This window comes from Pseudooceanicola atlanticus (assembly GCF_000768315.1).
Lineage (GTDB): Bacteria > Pseudomonadota > Alphaproteobacteria > Rhodobacterales > Rhodobacteraceae > Pseudooceanicola > Pseudooceanicola atlanticus.
The window spans coordinates 79,647-97,927 of record NZ_AQQX01000009.1; the positions used below are offsets into that span (position 1 = coordinate 79,647).

The window sequence follows — 18,281 nt, forward strand, 5'->3', positions numbered from 1 at the left end:
CGGATCTGTGTCAGCGGGAAGTGGCCTAGATCTCCTCGACCGCCATGACGCCGTTCAGGCTCTTGATGGCACCCTTGATCTGCGGCGTGACCGGGTAGTCCTGTCCGGTCTCGATCTCGACCTCGCCGGGCAGGCCCGCCCCCATCACGCAGAAGGAAATGGGGCCGCGCGCCGCCTTGGCCGCGGCCTGTGCCGCGCCTTGCAGCACCTCGGACACGGCGGGGATGGCATCCGGCGCCTCGATGAAGATCTTGAGCCCCACGCCGCCCACATCGGCCACCACCGTATCGAGCGGGGCGATGCCGCGGGCCAGCAGTTTCAGCTGGTCGCTTTCCATCGTCGCCTCGACCGTGCAGACCACCATGGAGCCGTTTTCCAGGTGATCGCGGGCGGCCTCCAGCGTGTCGGAAAAGACGGTGCATTCGTAATTGCCCGTCGTGTCCGACAGCTGGACAAAGGCGAACCGATTGCCCCGCGCCGATTTGCGTTCCTGCCGGCTGGCGACGATGCCCGCCAGCTTGGCCACGAGGGGACCGCCTTGGGCCAGGTGGGTGACCTCGTCCAGGGTCTTGATATCCTTGCGTTTCAGCGCGCCGGCATAATCGTCGAGCGGATGGCCAGAGAGGTAGAAGCCGATGGCCTTGAACTCTTCCGATAGGCGTTCGGCGGGCAGCCAGTCCTGCACCGGGGACAGGCGCGGTTCCGGCAGGTCCTCGCCCGCATCGCCGAACAGCGACACCTGGTTTGAGGTCTTCTGTTCCCAGATCGCGGCCGAATACTGCACCAGCGCGTCGAGGCTATCGAAGACGCGGCGACGGTTCGGATCCAGCACGTCGAAGGCACCGGAGCGGGCCAGCATTTCCAGCGGGCGCTTGCCGACCTTCTTGAGTTCGACCCGGCGGGCGACATCATAGAGGTTGACGAAGGGCCGTTCGCCCCGCCCCTCGACGATCAGGCGCATCGCGTCGACGCCAACATTCTTGAGCGCGCCCAGCGCGTAGACCAGCGCGCCATCGACCACCTTGAAGGTTGCATCCGAGCGGTTCACGCAAGGCGGCACATAGGGCAGTTTCAGCGCCTTCTTCACCTCTTCGAAATAGACGGCGAGCTTTTCGGTGAGGTGGATATCGCAGTTCATCACGCCGGCCATGAATTCGACCGGGTGGTTCGCCTTCAGCCAGGCGGTCTGGTAGCTGACCACCGCGTAGGCGGCCGCGTGGGACTTGTTGAAACCGTAATTGGCGAACTTTTCCAGAAGGTCGAAGACCTCTTTCGCCTTGGCCTCGTCCACGCCGTTCTTCATCGCGCCGCTGGTGAATTTCGGGCGTTCGGCGTCCATCGCCTCCTTGATCTTCTTACCCATGGCGCGGCGCAGCAGGTCGGCGCCGCCCAGCGAGTAGCCGGCCATGACCTGGGCGATCTGCATCACCTGTTCCTGGTAGACGATGATGCCCTGGGTCTCCTCGAGGATGTGGTCGATCAGGGGGTGGACGGATTCGATCTGGCGCAGGCCGTTCTTGACCTCGCAATAGGTCGGGATGTTCTCCATCGGGCCGGGCCGGTAGAGCGCCACGAGCGCGACGATGTCCTCGATGCAGGTGGGCTTCATCCGCTTGAGCGCGTCCATCATGCCCGAGCTTTCAACCTGGAACACCGCCACCGTCTTGGCACGGGCATAGAGGTCGTAGGTCTTTTCGTCATCGAGCGGGATCTGCCCGATATCGTTCTCGGCCCCCGGGAAGGGTTCGTAGATGGTCGAGCCGTCGGCGGCGATGTGCAGGTCGCGCCCGCCGGAATGGATCTGTTCGATCGCGTTCTGGATCACCGTCAGCGTCTTGAGGCCGAGGAAGTCGAACTTCACCAGGCCGGCCTGTTCCACCCATTTCATGTTGAACTGGGTCGCGGGCATGTCCGACCGCGGATCCTGGTAGAGCGGCACCAACCGGTCCAGCGGGCGGTCCCCGATCACCACACCGGCGGCGTGGGTGGAGGCGTTCCGCAGCAGCCCCTCGACCTGCATGCCGTAGTTCAGCAGGCGATCCACGACCTCTTCGTTGCGGGCCTCGGCGCGCAGGCGTTCCTCCTGCGCCAGGGCCTGTTCGATGGAGACGGGCTTGACGCCTTCCACCGGGATCATCTTCGACAGCCGGTCGACCTGGCCGTAGGGCATCTGCAGCACACGACCGATGTCGCGCACGGCCGCCTTGGACAGAAGCGCACCGAACGTGATGATCTGGCCCACCTTGTCGCGGCCGTATTTCTCTTGCACGTAGCGGATCGTCTCCTCGCGCCGGTCCATGCAGAAGTCGATGTCGAAGTCGGGCATGGAGACCCGTTCGGGATTGAGGAACCGTTCGAACAGAAGCGAATAGCGCAGCGGGTCGAGGTCGGTGATCGTCAGCGCGTAGGCCACGAGCGAGCCCGCGCCCGAGCCCCGTCCCGGCCCGACGGGAATGTCATTGTCCTTGGACCACTTGATGAAGTCCGCAACGATCAGGAAGTAGCCGGGGAAGCCCATCCCCTCGATGATATCAAGCTCGAAATCCAGCCGCTGCTGGTATTCCTCGGGCGTGACGGCGTGGGGGATCACGGCCAGGCGGGCCTGAAGCCCCTCATTGGCCTGGCGGCGCAGTTCGACGACCTCGTCATCGGCAAATTTCGGCAGGATCGGATCGCGGCGATAGGTGCCGAAGGCGCAGCGCTTGGCGATCTCGACCGTGTTCTCCAGCGCCTCGGGCAGGTCGGCAAAGAGCGTCGCCATTTCCTCGGGCGATTTGAAGTAATGCTGCGGGGTCAGGCGGCGGCGCGGTTCCTGCTGGTCCACATAGGCGCCTTCGGCAATGCAGATCAGCGCGTCATGCGCCTCGTACATCTCTTCCTTGGGGAAGTAGACGTCGTTGGTGGCCACGAGCGGCAGCTCCATCGCGTAGGCCATTTCGACAAATCCGCGTTCGGTCTGCTGTTCCGCATCGGGCAGACCGCTTTCGCCGGGATGACGCTGCAATTCAACATAGAGACGGTCGGCGTAGATTTCCTTGAGCCGGTCCATCAGCGCCTGCGCGGCGGGGCGCTGGCCCTGTTGCAGCAGCATGCCGACCGGGCCATTGGCGCCGCCGGACAGGCAAATCAGCCCGTCGGAAAACTCGGCCAGTTCGTCGATGGTCACCTGCGGCAATTGCCCCGCCTTGTCGATGTAGAGGCAGGAGTTCAGCCGCATCAGGTTTTCATACCCCGTCTCGTTCTGCGCCAGCAGGACAACGGGGGCGGGCAGCCGGGGCTTTTCGCCGGGCGTGCTGGCGACATAGGCGACATCGACCTGGCACCCCATGATCGGCTGGATCCCCTCACCGGCGGCGGTCACGGAAAATTCCAGCGCGCAGAACATGTTGTTGCTGTCCGTCACGGCCACGGCGGGCATGCCGGCGGCCTTGCACAGGCCGGGCAATTTCTTGAGACGGATCGCCCCTTCGAGGAGCGAATATTCGGTATGGGTGCGGAGATGTATGAATCGGGGCTGGCTGCTCATGCGGCCACGCTATCGCGGATCGTGGCCGGGCGGAACAGCGGTTGCATCGCCCGCGGCAATGAGCTTGGCTTGGGTGGTCCTCTGGCCCGATGGCCGTCTGTTCCCAACAAGGGTCGCACATGTCCGAAACCGCCTCTCTGACCCCTGAAATCCTGCCCTTCGGGCCGGATGGCGTGGTCCTGCGGCTGGGGCTGAGCCCGGATGAGCGGGTCGTCGCCGCGGTTCAGGTGCTGCGCGCGGCGCTGGAAAATGCGGCATTGCCGGGGGTGGAGGAAATCGCGGCCTCGCTGACCTCGGTGCTGGTGCGCTTCGATCGCGCGCGCATCGGGCGTACCATTGTGGAGCGTGCCGCGGCCGAGGTCGCCCAAGGTGTTTCGGAGACGGCCGGCGGCCTGCCTGATCCGAAGCGGCGCTGGACGATACCGGTGGCCTTCGGCGGTGAGGCCGGACCGCAACTGGCCGAGGTCGCGCAAGCAGCGAGATTGAGCGAGGCCAAGGCCGTCGAGGCCCTGATCGCTGCGCCGCTACGGGTGCTGGCGATCGGTTTTGCCCCCGGCCTGCCCTATCTGGGACTATTGCCACCGGAATGGGACATCCCCCGGATGACGGACCTGACGCCGACCGTGCCCCGCGGGGCGCTGGTCGCGGCGGTCCGGCAATTGGTTCTGTTCACCCACCCCTCGCCCACCGGCTGGCGACAGGTGGGGCGCGCGGCCTTTCACGGCTTCGACCCGGCGCGGGACCCGGCGATCTACCTGGCGCCGGGTGACGAGATCCGGCTTGAGCGGATCGGCCCGTCGGAGCTTGACGCGCTGGAGGCCGACAATGCCGACGGTCTGGGCGGCGCGACATGCCAGGTGCTGCGATGAGCGAGCTGGTTCTGCACAAGGTCGGGCCAGGCTGCACGGTTCAGGACATGGGCCGACCCGGGCAGTTGTCAGTCGGCCTGTCGCGCGGCGGGGCGGCGGATACGATGGCGCTGATCGAGGCCGCGGCGCTGCTGGACCTCAAGGCGCCGGTCGCGGGGATCGAGATGGCCGGGATGGGCCTCGACCTCAGCGTGACGGCGCCGATGCGCGCGGCCCTGACCGGCGCGGTGATGCAGGCAAGCCTGAACGGCAGTCCCGTCGGCTGGAACCGCAGCCTGTCCCTCGCCCCGGGCGATCAGTTGAGGATCGGGGCGGTTCGGTCCGGGCTTTATGGTTATGTCGTGCCGGCGGGCGGGATCGCAACTCCGCCGCTGATCGGCGCGCGCGCCACCCACCTGGCCGCCGGGCTGGGTCAGGCGCTGGCCGCCGGGGATCACCTGCCGGTGGGCGAGGACACGGCGCCGGGATTGCCCCCGATGGCGCTGCGCCCAGAAGAACGCTTCGCGGGCGGTGAGGTCCGGGTGATGCCGGGGCCGCAGACCGGGCTGTTCGATGCCGTCACGCGGGCGCGTTTCCATGCCACCGCCTTTACCCGGTCGCAGGTCGGCAACCGGCAAGGCGTGCGGCTGGACCATGAGGGCGCGGCCTTTGCCAGCGACACCAAGGGGATCGCGTCCGACCTGATCCGGCCCGGCGACATCCAGATGACCGGTGACGGCACGCCCTACATCCTACTGGCGGAATGCCAGACCATGGGCGGCTACCCCCGGATCGGCACGGTGATCCCGGCCGACCTGCCACGCGTCGCCCAGGCCGCGCCGGGGCAGGTTCTGCGCCCGCGCGCCATCTCGGTTGAAGAGGCGGATGCGCTCTGGCGATCCGACGTTGACCTGCTGCGTGCCGCTCGGGCGCGGGTGGCGCCGCTGCGACGGGACCCGCATGACATTCCCGATCTGCTATCCTATCAACTGATCGGCGGCGTGATACGCGGGGACGAGGATATCGCATGACACAGATCGATCTGAACGCGGATATGGGCGAAAGCTTTGGCCCCTGGGTGATGGGCAACGATTCGGCGCTGCTGAATATCGTGACCTCGGCCAATATCGCCTGCGGATTCCATGCGGGCGATGCGGATGTGATGGCCGGAACGATGCGGCTGGCGGTGGAAAAGGGCGTCGGGATCGGCGCCCATCCGGGCTTTGCCGACCTCCAGGGCTTTGGCCGCCGCCGCCTGACCCTGTCGGTCGAGGAACTGGCGAACCTGACCGCCTACCAGCTGGGCGCGGCGCAGGCGATGGCGCGCGCGGCGGGCGGCTTCGTCCGGCATCTGAAGCTGCATGGTGCACTGGCCAACATGGCGTCGGAGGAGATCGCGATCGCGCGGGCCTGCTACGCAGCGGCAGCAAAAGTGCAGCCCGATATCGTGGTCATGACCCTGGCCGGAACCGCGCAGGAAGCCGCCGCCGAAGAGCTGGGCCTGGCCCGCGCCGGAGAGATTTTCGCCGACCGGGCCTATAACGAGGACGCGACGCTGGTGGACCGCAAACTGCCCGGCGCGGTGATACATGACGCAGCGTTAGCCGGTCCGCGGATTGCGGAAATGGTACGCGAAGGCGCGATCATCACCGCCACCGGCAAGCGCATTCCGACCCAGATCGACACGATCTGCCTGCATGGCGACACCGCAGAAGCCCTTGATATCGCTCGATCTGTTCGCACGGCACTGGCGGATGACGGGGTGACGCTGGCACCGCTGTGACGCCTGTTTTTCAACCAGTATACAGCAAAGAGCCGCCCGAAAATTCAGCAAGTGCTTGCCAAGTGGGGTTCTGATCGCTTTGCTGGTGGGCGGACAAGGCCGCCCGGTTTTCCACCGCATCGGATCGGGCAAACAGGCCGTAAGGGTACAGCGGCGGATTTTGACATATGCATATCTCCTTTCAGCTGAACGGAGAACGCGTCGACCTCGGCCCCGAGGTTTCGGCGACGACGACGCTGCTTGACTGGCTGCGCGAGACTCGGGGACTGACCGGGACGAAGGAAGGCTGCAACGAGGGCGATTGCGGGGCCTGCACGGTCATGGTGCGCGACCTCGACGGCGCACGGGCACTGAACGCCTGCATCCTGTTCCTCCCCCAGCTGCATGGCAAGTCGGTCACCACCGTGGAGGGGCTGGCCGGCAAGGACGGGTCGCTGCACCCGGTACAGCAGGCCATGGTCGATCACCACGGATCGCAATGCGGGTTCTGCACACCGGGTTTCGTCATGTCGATGGCCACGGCGCGGATCAACGGCGACACCAACGACAACGACGTGCTGGCGGGCAACCTGTGCCGCTGCACCGGCTACGCCCCCATCGTGCGCGCCGCCGAGGCCGCCCGCGCCATGGCGCCGGATCCGACGCCGGCCCGGTTCGAATGGCCGGAGGATTTGATCGTTTCCGGCACCCCCTTCATCCCGATGCATTCCGACCAGCTGGCCGAGTGGTACCTGGATCATCCCGATGCGACGCTGGTGGGCGGGGCGACCGATCTGGGCCTCCAGGTGACCAAGCAGCTGAAGGATCTGGGCGACGTCGCCTTTCTGAACCAATGCTACGACCTGCGGCAGATGATGGTGACCGACAGCGAGATCCGAGTGGGCGCCGCCGTCACCGTGACCGAGTTCATGTACGGGATCGAACCGTTCTTCGCGGGTCTCGCGCGGATGCTGTCGCGCTATGGCTCGACCCAGGTACGCAATGCGGCCACCGTGGGCGGCAATATCGCCAACGGCTCGCCCATCGGGGACAGCCCGCCGGCGCTGATCGCGCTTGGCGCGACGTTGCATCTGCGCAAGGGCGCGGAGCGGCGGTCGATGCCGTTGGAGGATTTCTTCCTCGACTACGGCAAGCAGGACCGCGCCCCCGGCGAATTCGTCGAGGCCGTGACGATCCCGCGCCAGCCCGACCGGCTGGCCTGCTACAAGCTGTCGAAGCGGTTCGACCAGGATATCTCGGCCGTGCTGGGCTGTTTCAACATCACCGTCGAGGATGGCACGGTAACTGCCGCCCGCATTGCCTTTGGCGGGATGGCGGGTGTGCCGAAACGCGCGGAACACGTGGAATCAACGCTCATTGGCCTGGCTTGGAACGAGGATGCGGTGGACGCCACCAAGGCCGATTGGCCGGTGGATTTCCAGCCGATGTCGGACATGCGCGCCTCGGCCGATTACCGGCTGAAGGCGGCGTGGAACATGTTGCGGCGCTACTGGGCCGAAGATGCCGGGATTGCCACCGACGTGCGGAAGGTGCGCGCATGAGCACCGGACGCCCCCTGCCCCACGACACCGCCGCGCTGCACGTGACCGGCGCCGCGCGCTATGTCGACGATATCCCGGCCCCGGCGGGCTACCTGTCGCTGGCCTTCGGCCTGTCCGATGTTGCCAAAGGCCGCATCCTGTCGGTCGACCTGTCCGCGGTGCGCAGCGCGCCCGGCGTGGTCGCGGTACTGACGGCCGAGGACCTGCCCTTTGCCAATGACGTGTCCCCGTCGATCCATGACGAGCCGCTGCTGGCGGACGGCACGGTGCATTATGTCGGCCAGCCGATCTTCCTCGTGGTGGCGCAGTCGCACCTGGCCGCGCGCAAGGCCGCCCGGATGGGCAAGGTCGAGATCGCCGAGGAGACACCGATCCTGACCGTGGACGAGGCGCTCGCCGCCGGTAGCCGGTTCGAGGAAGGCCCCCGCATCTGGACCAAGGGTGACGCGGCCGAAGCAATCTCGGCCGCACCGCACGTGATCGAAGGCAGCATGGAGGTCGGCGCGCAGGAGCATTTCTACCTCGAAGGTCAGACCGCGCTGGCCCTGCCGCAGGATGGCGGCGAGATGGTGGTCCATTCCTCGACCCAGCACCCTACGGAGATCCAGCACAAGGTGGCCGAGGCTCTTGGCCTGCCGATGCGGGATGTCCGCGTGGAAACGCGGCGGATGGGCGGCGGTTTCGGCGGCAAGGAAAGCCAGGGCAACGCACTGGCCGTGGCCTGCGCCGTGGCGGCGCGCCTGACCGGCAAGGCTTGCCGGATGCGCTATGATCGCGATGACGACATGGTCATCACCGGCAAGCGGCACGACCTGCGGATCGACTACCGCGTGGGCTTTGACGACACCGGGCGGCTGCTGGGCATCGAATTCCTGCACCTGATGCGCTGTGGCTGGGCGCAGGATCTGTCCCTTCCCGTGGCCGACCGGGCGATGCTGCATGCCGACAATGCCTACCTGCTGGATCATGTCCGGATCGAGAGCCACCGTCTGAAGACCAATACATGCTCCAACACCGCCTATCGCGGGTTTGGCGGGCCGCAGGGCATGGTGGGCATCGAACGCGTGGTGGATCACGTCGCCCATGTGCTGGGCCGTGACCCGCTGGACGTGCGGCGTCTGAATTATTACGCCGATGCGCCTGCGGCGGGCGGGGATGGGGAGCTGTCTGCCCCCCGCCGCCTTGAGGCGCCCTCGCCCGAGGATATTTCCGGCCAGATGAATGACGACCTGGCATCGCGGGGCGGGCCGGCGGAGCGCCAGAGCGTGGCCCCGGCCGAGGGCCAGACCACTCCTTACGGGATGGCGGTCGAGGATTTCGTGCTGAACGGGCTGACGGACCGGCTGGTCACAGAATGCGACTACGACGCGCGACGGGCCAAGGTCGCCGCGTGGAACGAGGCCAATCCGGCGCTAAAACGCGGGATCGCACTGACGCCGGTGAAGTTCGGGATCTCGTTCACGCTGACCCATCTGAACCAGGCGGGCGCGCTGGTCCATGTCTACCAGGACGGGTCGGTGCAGGTGAACCATGGCGGCACCGAGATGGGCCAGGGTCTGTACCAGAAGGTTGCACAGGTGGCCTGCGAAAGCCTGGGCGTGCCGCGCGAGGTGGTGAAGGTCACCGCGACGGATACCGGGAAGGTGCCCAACACATCCGCAACGGCCGCGTCGTCAGGGTCGGATCTGAACGGGATGGCCGTCAAAGCGGCCTGCGACACGATCCGCGACCGCATGGCGGCCTGCCTGGCCGAGTTGCACCAGGCGCCGGTCGAGGAGGTCGTCTTTGCTGATGGCGAGGTGCGCGTCGGGCAGGAGGTCATGAGCTTCGACAAGGCGGCGGCACTGGCCTACCAGAACCGGGTCAGCCTGTCCTCGACCGGGTTCTACAAGACGCCGGGCCTGGCCTGGGACCGGATCAAGGGGACGGGCAAGCCGTTCTTCTATTTCGCCCATGGCGCGGCCTGTTCCGAGGTGGTGATCGACACGCTGACCGGCGAATACCGCATCCTGCGCACCGATATCATCCATGACGTGGGTCGGTCGCTGAACCCGGCGCTGGACATCGGTCAGATCGAGGGCGGCTTCGTGCAGGGCGCGGGCTGGCTGACGACAGAAGAACTGGTCTGGGACGACAAGGGGCGGCTGCGCACCCATGCGCCCTCGACCTACAAGATCCCGGCCTGCGGCGACCGGCCCGACATCTTCAACGTCTCGCTCTGGGACGGGGAGAACCGGGCGGAGACGATCTATCGCTCCAAGGCCGTGGGCGAGCCGCCCTTCATGCTGGGAATTTCGGTCCTGATGGCATTGTCGGACGCGGTTGCGGCCTGTGGGCCCGGCTATCCGGCGCTGGACGCCCCCGCCACGCCCGAGCGGGTGCTGGCCGCGGTGGAACGGGTGCGGAATGGTTGAGCTGGACCGCCTCCGCGCCGCGCTGGACCGGCATGGACGGATCGTCCGGGTGGTCGTGGCCGAGATACGCGGGTCGGCCCCGCGCGAGGTGGGCGCGGCCATGATGGTACCGGTCGAGGGACCGGCCATCGGCACGATCGGCGGCGGCGCGCTGGAGTTGGAAGCGACGGAGGCCGCGCGGACCCTTGCGTCGGCGCGGGTGGGCAAGCGGGCGCTTGGCCCCGACCTGGGCCAGTGCTGCGGCGGGGCGGTGACGCTGGTCTATGACCTGCTGGATTCGGTGCCGGAGGTGACGGACGGGATGGTCCTGCGCCGGATCGACGGGCCGGAGGACCCGCCGCTGGCGGTGCGTCGTGCCCTGGCGGAGGCGCGCAACGGGTCGGACCGGAGCGCGCGCCTGATCGAGGGATGGTGGCTGGAGCCTGTTGCGCAGCCGGAAACCGACGTCTGGGTCTGGGGCGCGGGCCATGTCGGCCGCGCCATCGTCGCGACAATTGCCCCCCTGCCCGACATGGCGTTGATCTGGGTCGATACGGGCCCGGACAGGTTCCCCGAGACCGTGCCGGAGGGCGTGACGGTGATCCCGGCGGCCCAGCCCGAACTGCTGGCCGCCCACGCCCCGCAGCAGGCGCATCACCTGGTGCTGACATATTCGCATGCCATCGACCTGGCGCTGTGCGATGCGCTGCTGCGGCGCGGCTTTGCCTCGGCAGGGCTGATCGGGTCGGCGTCGAAATGGGCGCGGTTCCGGCGGCGGCTGGCCGGGATGGGTCATGCCCCTGCCCGGATTGACAGCATAACCTGCCCCATCGGCGACCCGTCTTTCGGCAAACATCCGCAGGAGATTGCCGTGGGCGTTGCCGCAGGGCTACTAAGGGACACGGCGCGACAAGACGCCAAAAGGGACATGACAGGGTGACGGAACCGCTTCTTTCCATTCGGGGGCTGACAAAGGCCTATCCCGGCGTGGTCGCAAATGACGACGTGTCGTTCGATATCCAGCCCGGCGAGGTTCACGCCCTTCTGGGCGAGAACGGTGCGGGCAAGTCGACGCTGGTCAAGATGATCTACGGGCTGGTCAAGCCCGACAGCGGCGAGATGCTGCTGCGGGGCAAGGCCTTTGCCCCGTCGGAACCCAAGGCGGCGCGCGCCTCGGGCGTGGCGATGGTGTTCCAGCATTTCTCGTTGTTCGATGCGCTTTCGGTGGCGGAAAACATCGCGCTTGGCATGGCCGACCCGCCGGCGATGCGCGACCTGGCCGAACGGATCCGGGCGGTGTCGGACCAGTACGGCTTGCCGCTGGACCCGTGGCGGATCGTCGGCGACCTGTCGGCCGGCGAGCGTCAGCGGGTCGAGATCATTCGCTGCCTGCTGCAGGATCCCAAGCTGCTGATCATGGACGAACCGACCAGCGTTCTGACGCCGCAGGAAGTGCAGATCCTGTTCGAGACGCTGAGGAAACTGAAATCCGAGGGGACCTCGATCCTCTATATCTCGCACAAGCTGGAAGAGATCCGGGCGCTGTGTGACGAGGCGACGATCCTGCGGCTGGGCAAGAAGGTGGCCACCTGCACCCCGCGCGACACCACGGCGCGGGAAATGGCGGAACTGATGGTCGGCGCGGAACTGCATGTGCCATCGCGCGAGCAGAAGGAGCCGGGCGCGGTCCGGCTGGCGCTGAAGGACCTGGCGGTCAAGTCGCCGTCCGAATTCGGGACATCGCTGAAGGGGATCACGCTGGAGGTCCGCGCGGGCGAGGTCCTGGGCCTTGCGGGCGTGGCAGGCAATGGACAGGACGAATTGCTGGGCGCGCTGTCGGGCGAGATCCGGTCGGCCAACGACATGGTGTCACTGGACGGCAAGGCGATCGGGGCCACGGGGCCGCGCGAACGCCGCCGTATGGGCCTGCTGACCGCGCCGGAGGAACGGCTGGGTCATGCCGCGGCGCCTGACATGTCACTGACGGAAAACGCCGCGCTGACCGGGGCGGAACGCAAAGGCATCGTGTCGGGCGGCTTCCTCAACTGGGGCCGCGCGCGGGGCTTTGCCAAGGAGATCATCGACCGTTTCGACGTGCGCACGCCGGGTACCGAGAACACCGCCCGGTCGCTGTCGGGCGGCAACCTGCAGAAATTCGTCATCGGGCGGGAGGTCATGCAGGCACCCGAAGTCGTGGTGGTGAACCAGCCGACCTGGGGCGTCGATGCCTCTGCCGCGGCGGTGATCCGGCAGGCGCTGCTGGACCTGGCCACCGGGGGCGCGGCGGTGATCGTGATTTCGCAGGACTTGGACGAGTTGATGGAGATCTCGGACCGGTTCGGCGCGCTGAACGAGGGCCGTTTGAGCGAGGTGCGACCCGCGCAGGGCCTGACGGTGGACGAGATCGGCATGATGATGGGCGGATCGCATGACATGGAGGTGGCCGATGTCTAGGCACATGTCTGCACCGATCGGGATATCGGCGGGGGCGGGATGCCTCCGGCGGGAGTATTTCTGGCAAGATGAAGCAGGGGATCGCGCCCCGCTTCGGGAGGGGGCGCGATGATCCGGCTGGAGAAACGGCGCGAGCCGTCGCAGGTCTTTGCCTACCTGACCCCGGTACTGGCGGTGCTGGTGACCATGATCGCGGGCGGGCTGATGTTTGCAGCGCTTGGCAAGGACCCGTTCGTGGCGATCAAGACGATCTTCTACGATCCGCTGTTCGGGCAATACGCGTCCTTCGACCGGCCGCAATTGCTGGTCAAGGGCGGGCCGCTGGTGCTGATCGCGATCGGGCTGAGCCTGGGGTTCCGGGCCGGCATCTGGAATATCGGCGCAGAGGGGCAGTATATCCTGGGCGCGATCTTCGGCGCGGGGGTGGCGCTGGCCTTCTATCCGCTGGATGCATGGTTCATCTTTCCACTGATGATCCTGGCGGGCGCCTTTGGCGGGTTCCTCTGGGCCATGATCCCCGGCATCCTGAAGGTGAAGTTCGGCACCAACGAGATCCTCGTGTCGTTGATGCTGGTCTACGTGGCCGAGCAATTGCTGGCCTCGATGTCGCTGGGCCTGATGAAGAACCCCGAGGGCTTCGGCTTTCCCGGCTCGCGCAACCTGCAGCAATATCCAAGCGCCCATAACGCCGAGATCATTGCCAATTCGGGCATGCACTGGGGTGTGGCGGCGGCGCTGATCGCGGTGATCTTCGCCTATGTGCTGCTGGCGCGGCACCAGCTGGGCTATCACATCCGCCTGACCGGCGAGGCGCCGCGGGCGGCGAAATTCGCCGGCGTGTCGCCGGGGCGGCTGATCCTGGTCTGCCTGGGCTTTTCCGGCGCCTTTGCCGGGCTGGCGGGCATGTTCGAGGTCTCGGGCCCCGCGGGCCAGGTAACGATCGATTTCAACACCGGATACGGCTTTACCGCGATCATCGTGGCCTTCCTGGGCCGGCTGCACCCGGTGGGCATCCTGCTGGCGGGGCTGTTGATGGCCCTGACCTATATCGGCGGGGAGGTCGCGCAATCGAGCCTCGGCCTGCCGTCGGCGGCGATCCAGATGTTCCAGGGGATGCTGCTGTTCTTCCTGCTGGCCATGGACGTGCTGACCGGCTACCGCATCCGCTTCGGCCAGGGGGAGACCGCCTGATGGACCTGTCCGCAATCAATCCCGTCCTTCTCATCGCGTCACTGATGGTGGCGGCGACCGCCGTGATGATCGCCGCCATCGGCGAGCTGATCGTGGAACGCGCGGGCGTTCTGAACCTCGGCGTCGAGGGGATGATGATCACCGGCGCGATCTGCGGCTTTGCCGCCGCCGTGCAGACCGGATCGCCCACCATCGGCTTTGTCGCCGCGGCCCTGGGTGGCGCGGCGCTGTCGCTGCTGTTCGCCTTCCTGACCCAGTTCGCGCTTGCCAACCAGGTGGCCTCGGGGCTGGCGCTCACGCTGTTCGGGCTGGGCCTGTCGGCGCTGCTCGGACAGGGCTACCAGGGGATCAAGCCGCCCTCGACCCCGCGGATCGACATCCCGGTGCTGAGCGATCTGCCCTGGGTCGGCCGGATCCTGTTTGGCCATGACCTGATGGTCTATTTCGGGCTGGCGCTGGTCGCCGCGGTCTGGGCGTTCCTGAAATACACCCGGGCCGGGCTTGTCCTGCGCGCGGTCGGAGAGAACCACGACGCGGCCCATGCGCTTGGCTACAAGGTGATCCGCATCCGCGTGATGGCCATCGCTTTCGGTGGGGCATGCGCGGGGCTGGGGGGCGCCTACATCTCGCTCATCCGGGTGCCGCAATGGACGGAAGGCATGACCGCGGGGATCGGCTGGATCGCCCTGGCGCTGGTCGTCTTCGCCTCGTGGAAGCCGTGGCGTGTGCTGCTGGGCGCGTATCTCTTCGGGGGCGTCACGGTTCTGCAGTTGAACCTGCAGGCCGCCGGCATCGCGATCCCGGTCGAGTACCTGTCGATGTCGCCCTACATCATCACCATCGTCGTGCTGGTGATCATGTCGGCGGACAAGTCGCGTGCGCCGGCCTCGCTTGGCCGCATCTTCCACGCAACGCATTGAGGATCGGGGATGGCGACGCAACGCAGCTGCGCTTATGCTCGGCCCATGCTCGGGGGACGGTTCGCCGGCCCGCGCAACACGAACAAGATCTCAACCAACGAAAGGGGAGAAATATGAACCTCACCAAACGCGCATTGATGACCGGTGCCGCCATGGCCCTAGGCCTCGCGGCCTCCGGCGCGCCTGTCCTGGCGGAAAGCCATTCGGAAAAGACCAAGGTCGGCTTCGTCTATGTCGGCCCCGTCGGCGACGGCGGCTGGACCTATGAACACGACCAGGGCCGCAAGGCCGTGGAAGAGCATTTCGGCGACGCGGTCGAAACCGTCTATGTCGAGAACGTGCCCGAAGGCCCCGACGCCGAACGCGTCATGGTTCAGATGGCCCGCGACGGTGCCGACCTGATCTTCACCACCTCCTTCGGCTACATGGATCCGACGATCAACGTCGCCTCCAAGTTCCCGGACGTGAAGTTCGAACATGCCACCGGCTACAAGACCGCCGACAACGTGTCGGTCTACTCGGCCCGTTTCTATGAAGGTCGCGCCGTGCAGGGTCACATCGCGGGCTCCATGACCGAAAGCAACATCATCGGCTATATCGGATCCTACCCGATCCCCGAAGTGATCCGCGGCATCAACTCGGCCTATATCCACGCCAAGAAGGTGAACCCGGATGTCGAGTTCAAGATCGTCTGGGCGTTCACCTGGTTCGATCCGGCGAAAGAGGCCGACGCGGCCAAGGTCCTGATCGAACAGGGCGCGGATGTCATCCTGCAGCACACCGATTCCACCGCGCCGCTGGCCGCCGCACAAGAAGCGGGCGGCATCATCGGGTTCGGTCAGGCGTCGGACATGTCGGAATACGCGCCGTCGCCGCGCGTCTCCTCGATCATCGACAACTGGGCGCCCTACTACATCGCGCGCACCCAGGCCGTGATGGATGGCACTTGGGAAAGCTCCAACACCTGGGACGGCATCGGCCCGGGCATGGTCGGCATCGGCGAGATCACCGACGCCGTGCCGGAAGACGTGAAAACCGAGGCGCTGGCGCTGAAAGACTCCATCGCGTCGGGTGAATACCACCCCTTCACCGGCCCGCTGAAAAAGCAGGACGGATCGGACTGGCTGGCCGAGGGCGAGACCGCCGATGACGGCACGCTGGCCGGCATGAACTTCTTCGTCGAAGGGCTGGAAGGCGAGATCCCGCAGTAACGCGGTCTCTACGGAAAAGGAAACGGGCGCGGGGGAAACCCTGCGCCCGTTTTTCGTTTCGGCCGGGGGGGCAGCGTCAGACCGGCGCGCCCTCTCCCGATACGATCAAGTCCAGGACATCGCCTTCCGTCTTCAACTCTGCCCCGGTCACGGCCTGAAGATCGTCGAAGGAGATGCCGGGCACCTTTTCACGCAGCCAGAAATGGCCATCCGCGATGTCGACCACGGCCAGCGAGGAATAGATGCGGGTCACGCAGCCGACCCCGGTCAGGGGCATGGTGCAGCGTTCGACCAGCTTCGGGTCGCCGTGCTTGGTCACATGGTCGGTCAGCACCGCCACGCGTTTCGCGCTCTGGACCAGGTCCATGGCGCCGCCGACGGCCGGGATGCCACCCTTGCCGGTCGACCAGTTCGCAAGGTCGCCGTTCTGGGCGATCTGGAAGGCGCCCAGGATCGCCACGTCGAGGTGGCCGCCCCGCACCATCGCGAAACTGTCGGCGTGGTGGAAGAAGGCTGCGCCGGATTTCAGGGTAATCGCCTTCTTGCCGGCATTGATGAGGTCCCAGTCTTCCTCGCCTTCCGCGGGGGCGGGGCCGAAATTCAGCACGCCGTTTTCGGTGTGAAAGACCGGGGTACGACCCTTGACCGTGTATTGGGCCACCCGTTCCGGAAATCCGATGCCGAGGTTCACATAGGCGCCGTCCTCGATATCCTGGGCGGCGCGCCAGGCGATCTGGTCGTTGTTCAGCTTGATGTCGTCGAGAGCGTTGGTCATGGGTAGACGGCTCCTTCGCGAATGAGGATCTCTTCCTGCCGGGGCTCGGCCACTTCGACCATGCGGTCGACAAAGATGCCGGGGGTCACGACCTGTTCGGGCGGGATCGCGCCCGGTTCAGCGATGCGGGTGACCTGTGCAATGGTGCAATCGGCGGCCATGGCCATGATCGGATTGAAGTTCCGCGCGGCCATCCGGTAGGTCATGTTGCCCATCGTGTCGCCAATTTCGCCCTTGATCAGCGCGAAGTCGGCCTTCAGCCAGCGTTCCTGCACGTAGGATTTGCCGTCAAAGGTTTCGACCGGCTTGCCCTCGGCCAGGTCGGTTCCGAAGCTGGTGGCGGTGTAGAAGGCCGGGATGCCGGCGCCTGCGGCGCGGATGCGTTCGGCCAGCGTGCCCTGCGGCACGACTTCCAGTTCCAGCGTGCCGGCCTTGAAAGCCTCGTTGAAGGCAATCGGATCGGACGATCGCGGGAAGGAGCAGATGATCTTGGATACCAAGCCCTGTTCGATCATCGCGGCGATGCCGACATGGCCGTTGCCGGCATTGTTGTTGATGACCGTCAGGTTCTTGGGGCCCTTGTCGATCAGCGCGTGGATCAGTTCGATCGGCGCGCCTGAGCCGCCAAATCCGCCGATCATCACGGTCGCGCCATCGCCTATGGGTGCGACCGCCTCTGCCAGCGTCGCGACGCTCTTGTCCATGCTCTCCTCCATGTTCGAAACGAGGGTGCCCTCGGGCGCGGCGACATTGCCATGGCTGGCGGGCGGGTCCAAGGGGCGACGGTGCGAATTGTCGCAGGTCGGACGCCTCAGCGGCCTTCGAAGACGGGCGGGCGTTTCTCGCGGAAGGCGTCGCGGCCTTCGCGGAAATCTTGGCTGGCCCGGCAGGCCCTGGCGATCTCGGCGATGCGGGCCGGGTCGCGGTCGGGTGTATCTTTCGACAGGTCGGCGACGATTTCCTTGGTCGCCCGCACCGATAGCGGGGCATTCGCGGCGATCTGGCGGGCCATGTCAATGGCAGCGGGCCAGAGCGCTTCGGGCGCGTACAGATGTTCGATCAGCCCCCAGTCGAGCGCGGTCTGCGCATCGACGCGGTCGCCGACAAAAAGCAGCCGCTTGGCCCGCGCCGGCCCCACGGCCTCCATCAGGCGCCGGGTGCCTTCCGGTCCGTAGGCGAGGCCAAGGCGCGTCGCGGGAATTCCAAAGCTGGCATCGGTCGACGCCAGTCGCAGGTCGCAGTTCAGCGCGGTCATCAGCCCGCCGCCGATGCAATAGCCGCGGATCACCGCGATGGTCGGGATCGGACAGGCCGCGAGGATACGCTGCCGGTCGGTGAAATCCGTGCCGGTGGGGCGCGGCCCTTCGAAGCCGCTGAGATCCGCGCCCGAGATGAAGGATTTGCCGCCAATCCCGGTCAGGATCAGCACCCGCGCGCCCTCTGCCTGCGCCTGGTCCAGCGCCGCGACAAGGCCCGCCGTGGCCGGTTCATCCAAGGCGTTGAGCTTGTGGGGGATCTGGATCGCCACCGTCGCGATCCGGTCGGCCAGGTGAAACCCGATCCGCCCGTCACCGAAGTCGCGCTGCGGCTGCCAGTCAGGCGGGAACGTCGTGTCAGGCATGGTCGGCTCCTTCGGATT

14 protein-coding genes are annotated in these 18,281 nt (G+C 66.5%); 10 read left to right on the forward strand and 4 right to left on the reverse strand.

Features of this window, described 5'->3' with window-relative positions:
* Positions 1–25: 25 nt before the first annotated feature.
* Positions 26–3,526 (reverse strand): DNA polymerase III subunit alpha, encoded by a 3,501-nt coding sequence (gene dnaE / locus ATO9_RS17115; protein WP_043752139.1) that lies wholly within the window; start codon positions 3,524–3,526, stop codon positions 26–28.
* Between the two features lie 119 nt (positions 3,527–3,645).
* On the opposite strand from dnaE, the gene ATO9_RS17120 reads away from it, so the two are divergent.
* The 10 genes from ATO9_RS17120 to ATO9_RS17165 all read left to right on the forward strand — a co-directional run bounded on the left by ATO9_RS17120 (position 3,646) and on the right by ATO9_RS17165 (position 15,867).
* Positions 3,646–4,395, forward strand: coding sequence for a 5-oxoprolinase subunit B family protein (locus tag ATO9_RS17120; RefSeq protein ID WP_043752142.1), 750 nt, complete (start codon positions 3,646–3,648; stop codon positions 4,393–4,395).
* The gene (locus tag ATO9_RS17125) at positions 4,392–5,405 is read left to right on the forward strand and encodes a 5-oxoprolinase subunit C family protein (protein WP_043752144.1); all 1,014 of its coding nucleotides are present in this window, start codon (positions 4,392–4,394) and stop codon (positions 5,403–5,405) included. The genes ATO9_RS17120 and ATO9_RS17125 overlap by 4 nt, the downstream gene beginning before the upstream one ends.
* Positions 5,402–6,157, forward strand: a complete 756-nt coding sequence (locus ATO9_RS17130; RefSeq protein ID WP_043752146.1) for a LamB/YcsF family protein — start codon at positions 5,402–5,404, stop codon at positions 6,155–6,157. Before ATO9_RS17125 ends, ATO9_RS17130 begins: the two co-directional genes overlap by 4 nt.
* Before the next feature lie 167 nt (positions 6,158–6,324).
* Positions 6,325–7,698 carry a xanthine dehydrogenase small subunit gene (gene xdhA / locus ATO9_RS17135; protein ID WP_043752148.1) on the forward strand — a complete coding sequence of 458 codons (1,374 nt, stop codon included), beginning with the start codon at positions 6,325–6,327 and terminating at the stop codon, positions 7,696–7,698.
* Positions 7,695–10,112, forward strand: a complete 2,418-nt coding sequence (gene xdhB, locus ATO9_RS17140) for a xanthine dehydrogenase molybdopterin binding subunit (RefSeq protein ID WP_043752150.1) — start codon at positions 7,695–7,697, stop codon at positions 10,110–10,112. The genes xdhA and xdhB overlap by 4 nt, the downstream gene beginning before the upstream one ends.
* Complete coding sequence (gene xdhC / locus ATO9_RS17145; RefSeq protein WP_043752152.1) at positions 10,105–11,031, forward strand: xanthine dehydrogenase accessory protein XdhC; 927 nt, start codon at positions 10,105–10,107, stop codon at positions 11,029–11,031. The genes xdhB and xdhC overlap by 8 nt, the downstream gene beginning before the upstream one ends.
* Positions 11,028–12,545: an ABC transporter ATP-binding protein gene (locus ATO9_RS17150; protein WP_043752155.1), complete on the forward strand. Its 1,518-nt coding sequence runs from the start codon at positions 11,028–11,030 to the stop codon at positions 12,543–12,545. The genes xdhC and ATO9_RS17150 overlap by 4 nt, the downstream gene beginning before the upstream one ends.
* A gap of 108 nt (positions 12,546–12,653) precedes the next feature.
* On the forward strand, positions 12,654–13,736 hold the full coding sequence (locus ATO9_RS17155; RefSeq protein ID WP_043752157.1) for an ABC transporter permease: 1,083 nt from the start codon (positions 12,654–12,656) through the stop codon (positions 13,734–13,736).
* The gene (locus ATO9_RS17160) at positions 13,736–14,656 is read left to right on the forward strand and encodes an ABC transporter permease (RefSeq protein WP_043752160.1); all 921 of its coding nucleotides are present in this window, start codon (positions 13,736–13,738) and stop codon (positions 14,654–14,656) included. Before ATO9_RS17155 ends, ATO9_RS17160 begins: the two co-directional genes overlap by 1 nt.
* Before the next feature lie 113 nt (positions 14,657–14,769).
* Positions 14,770–15,867, forward strand: a complete 1,098-nt coding sequence (locus ATO9_RS17165) for a BMP family ABC transporter substrate-binding protein (protein WP_043752163.1) — start codon at positions 14,770–14,772, stop codon at positions 15,865–15,867.
* A gap of 76 nt (positions 15,868–15,943) precedes the next feature.
* Here ATO9_RS17165 and ATO9_RS17170 read toward each other — a convergent pair whose 3' ends face one another.
* From ATO9_RS17170 to ATO9_RS24355, 3 genes are all read right to left on the reverse strand, one after another.
* Positions 15,944–16,642 (reverse strand): 3-oxoacid CoA-transferase subunit B, encoded by a 699-nt coding sequence (locus ATO9_RS17170; protein ID WP_043752166.1) that lies wholly within the window; start codon positions 16,640–16,642, stop codon positions 15,944–15,946.
* Positions 16,639–17,346 carry a 3-oxoacid CoA-transferase subunit A gene (locus ATO9_RS17175; RefSeq protein WP_043752167.1) on the reverse strand — a complete coding sequence of 236 codons (708 nt, stop codon included), beginning with the start codon at positions 17,344–17,346 and terminating at the stop codon, positions 16,639–16,641. The genes ATO9_RS17170 and ATO9_RS17175 overlap by 4 nt, the downstream gene beginning before the upstream one ends.
* 107 nt (positions 17,347–17,453) lie before the next feature.
* Positions 17,454–18,263 (reverse strand): enoyl-CoA hydratase-related protein, encoded by an 810-nt coding sequence (locus ATO9_RS24355; RefSeq protein WP_043752170.1) that lies wholly within the window; start codon positions 18,261–18,263, stop codon positions 17,454–17,456.
* Positions 18,264–18,281 lie beyond the last annotated feature (18 nt).

Coding starts and splice junctions, on each gene's coding strand:
- dnaE (WP_043752139.1), bottom strand. CDS start 3,526: ATGAGCAGCCAGCCCCGATTCATACATCTCCGCACCCATACCGAATAT.
- ATO9_RS17120 (WP_043752142.1), top strand. CDS start 3,646: ATGTCCGAAACCGCCTCTCTGACCCCTGAAATCCTGCCCTTCGGGCCG.
- ATO9_RS17125 (WP_043752144.1), top strand. CDS start 4,392: ATGAGCGAGCTGGTTCTGCACAAGGTCGGGCCAGGCTGCACGGTTCAG.
- ATO9_RS17130 (WP_043752146.1), top strand. CDS start 5,402: ATGACACAGATCGATCTGAACGCGGATATGGGCGAAAGCTTTGGCCCC.
- xdhA (WP_043752148.1), top strand. CDS start 6,325: ATGCATATCTCCTTTCAGCTGAACGGAGAACGCGTCGACCTCGGCCCC.
- xdhB (WP_043752150.1), top strand. CDS start 7,695: ATGAGCACCGGACGCCCCCTGCCCCACGACACCGCCGCGCTGCACGTG.
- xdhC (WP_043752152.1), top strand. CDS start 10,105: ATGGTTGAGCTGGACCGCCTCCGCGCCGCGCTGGACCGGCATGGACGG.
- ATO9_RS17155 (WP_043752157.1), top strand. CDS start 12,654: ATGATCCGGCTGGAGAAACGGCGCGAGCCGTCGCAGGTCTTTGCCTAC.
- ATO9_RS17160 (WP_043752160.1), top strand. CDS start 13,736: ATGGACCTGTCCGCAATCAATCCCGTCCTTCTCATCGCGTCACTGATG.
- ATO9_RS17165 (WP_043752163.1), top strand. CDS start 14,770: ATGAACCTCACCAAACGCGCATTGATGACCGGTGCCGCCATGGCCCTA.
- ATO9_RS17170 (WP_043752166.1), bottom strand. CDS start 16,642: ATGACCAACGCTCTCGACGACATCAAGCTGAACAACGACCAGATCGCC.
- ATO9_RS17175 (WP_043752167.1), bottom strand. CDS start 17,346: ATGGACAAGAGCGTCGCGACGCTGGCAGAGGCGGTCGCACCCATAGGC.
- ATO9_RS24355 (WP_043752170.1), bottom strand. CDS start 18,263: ATGCCTGACACGACGTTCCCGCCTGACTGGCAGCCGCAGCGCGACTTC.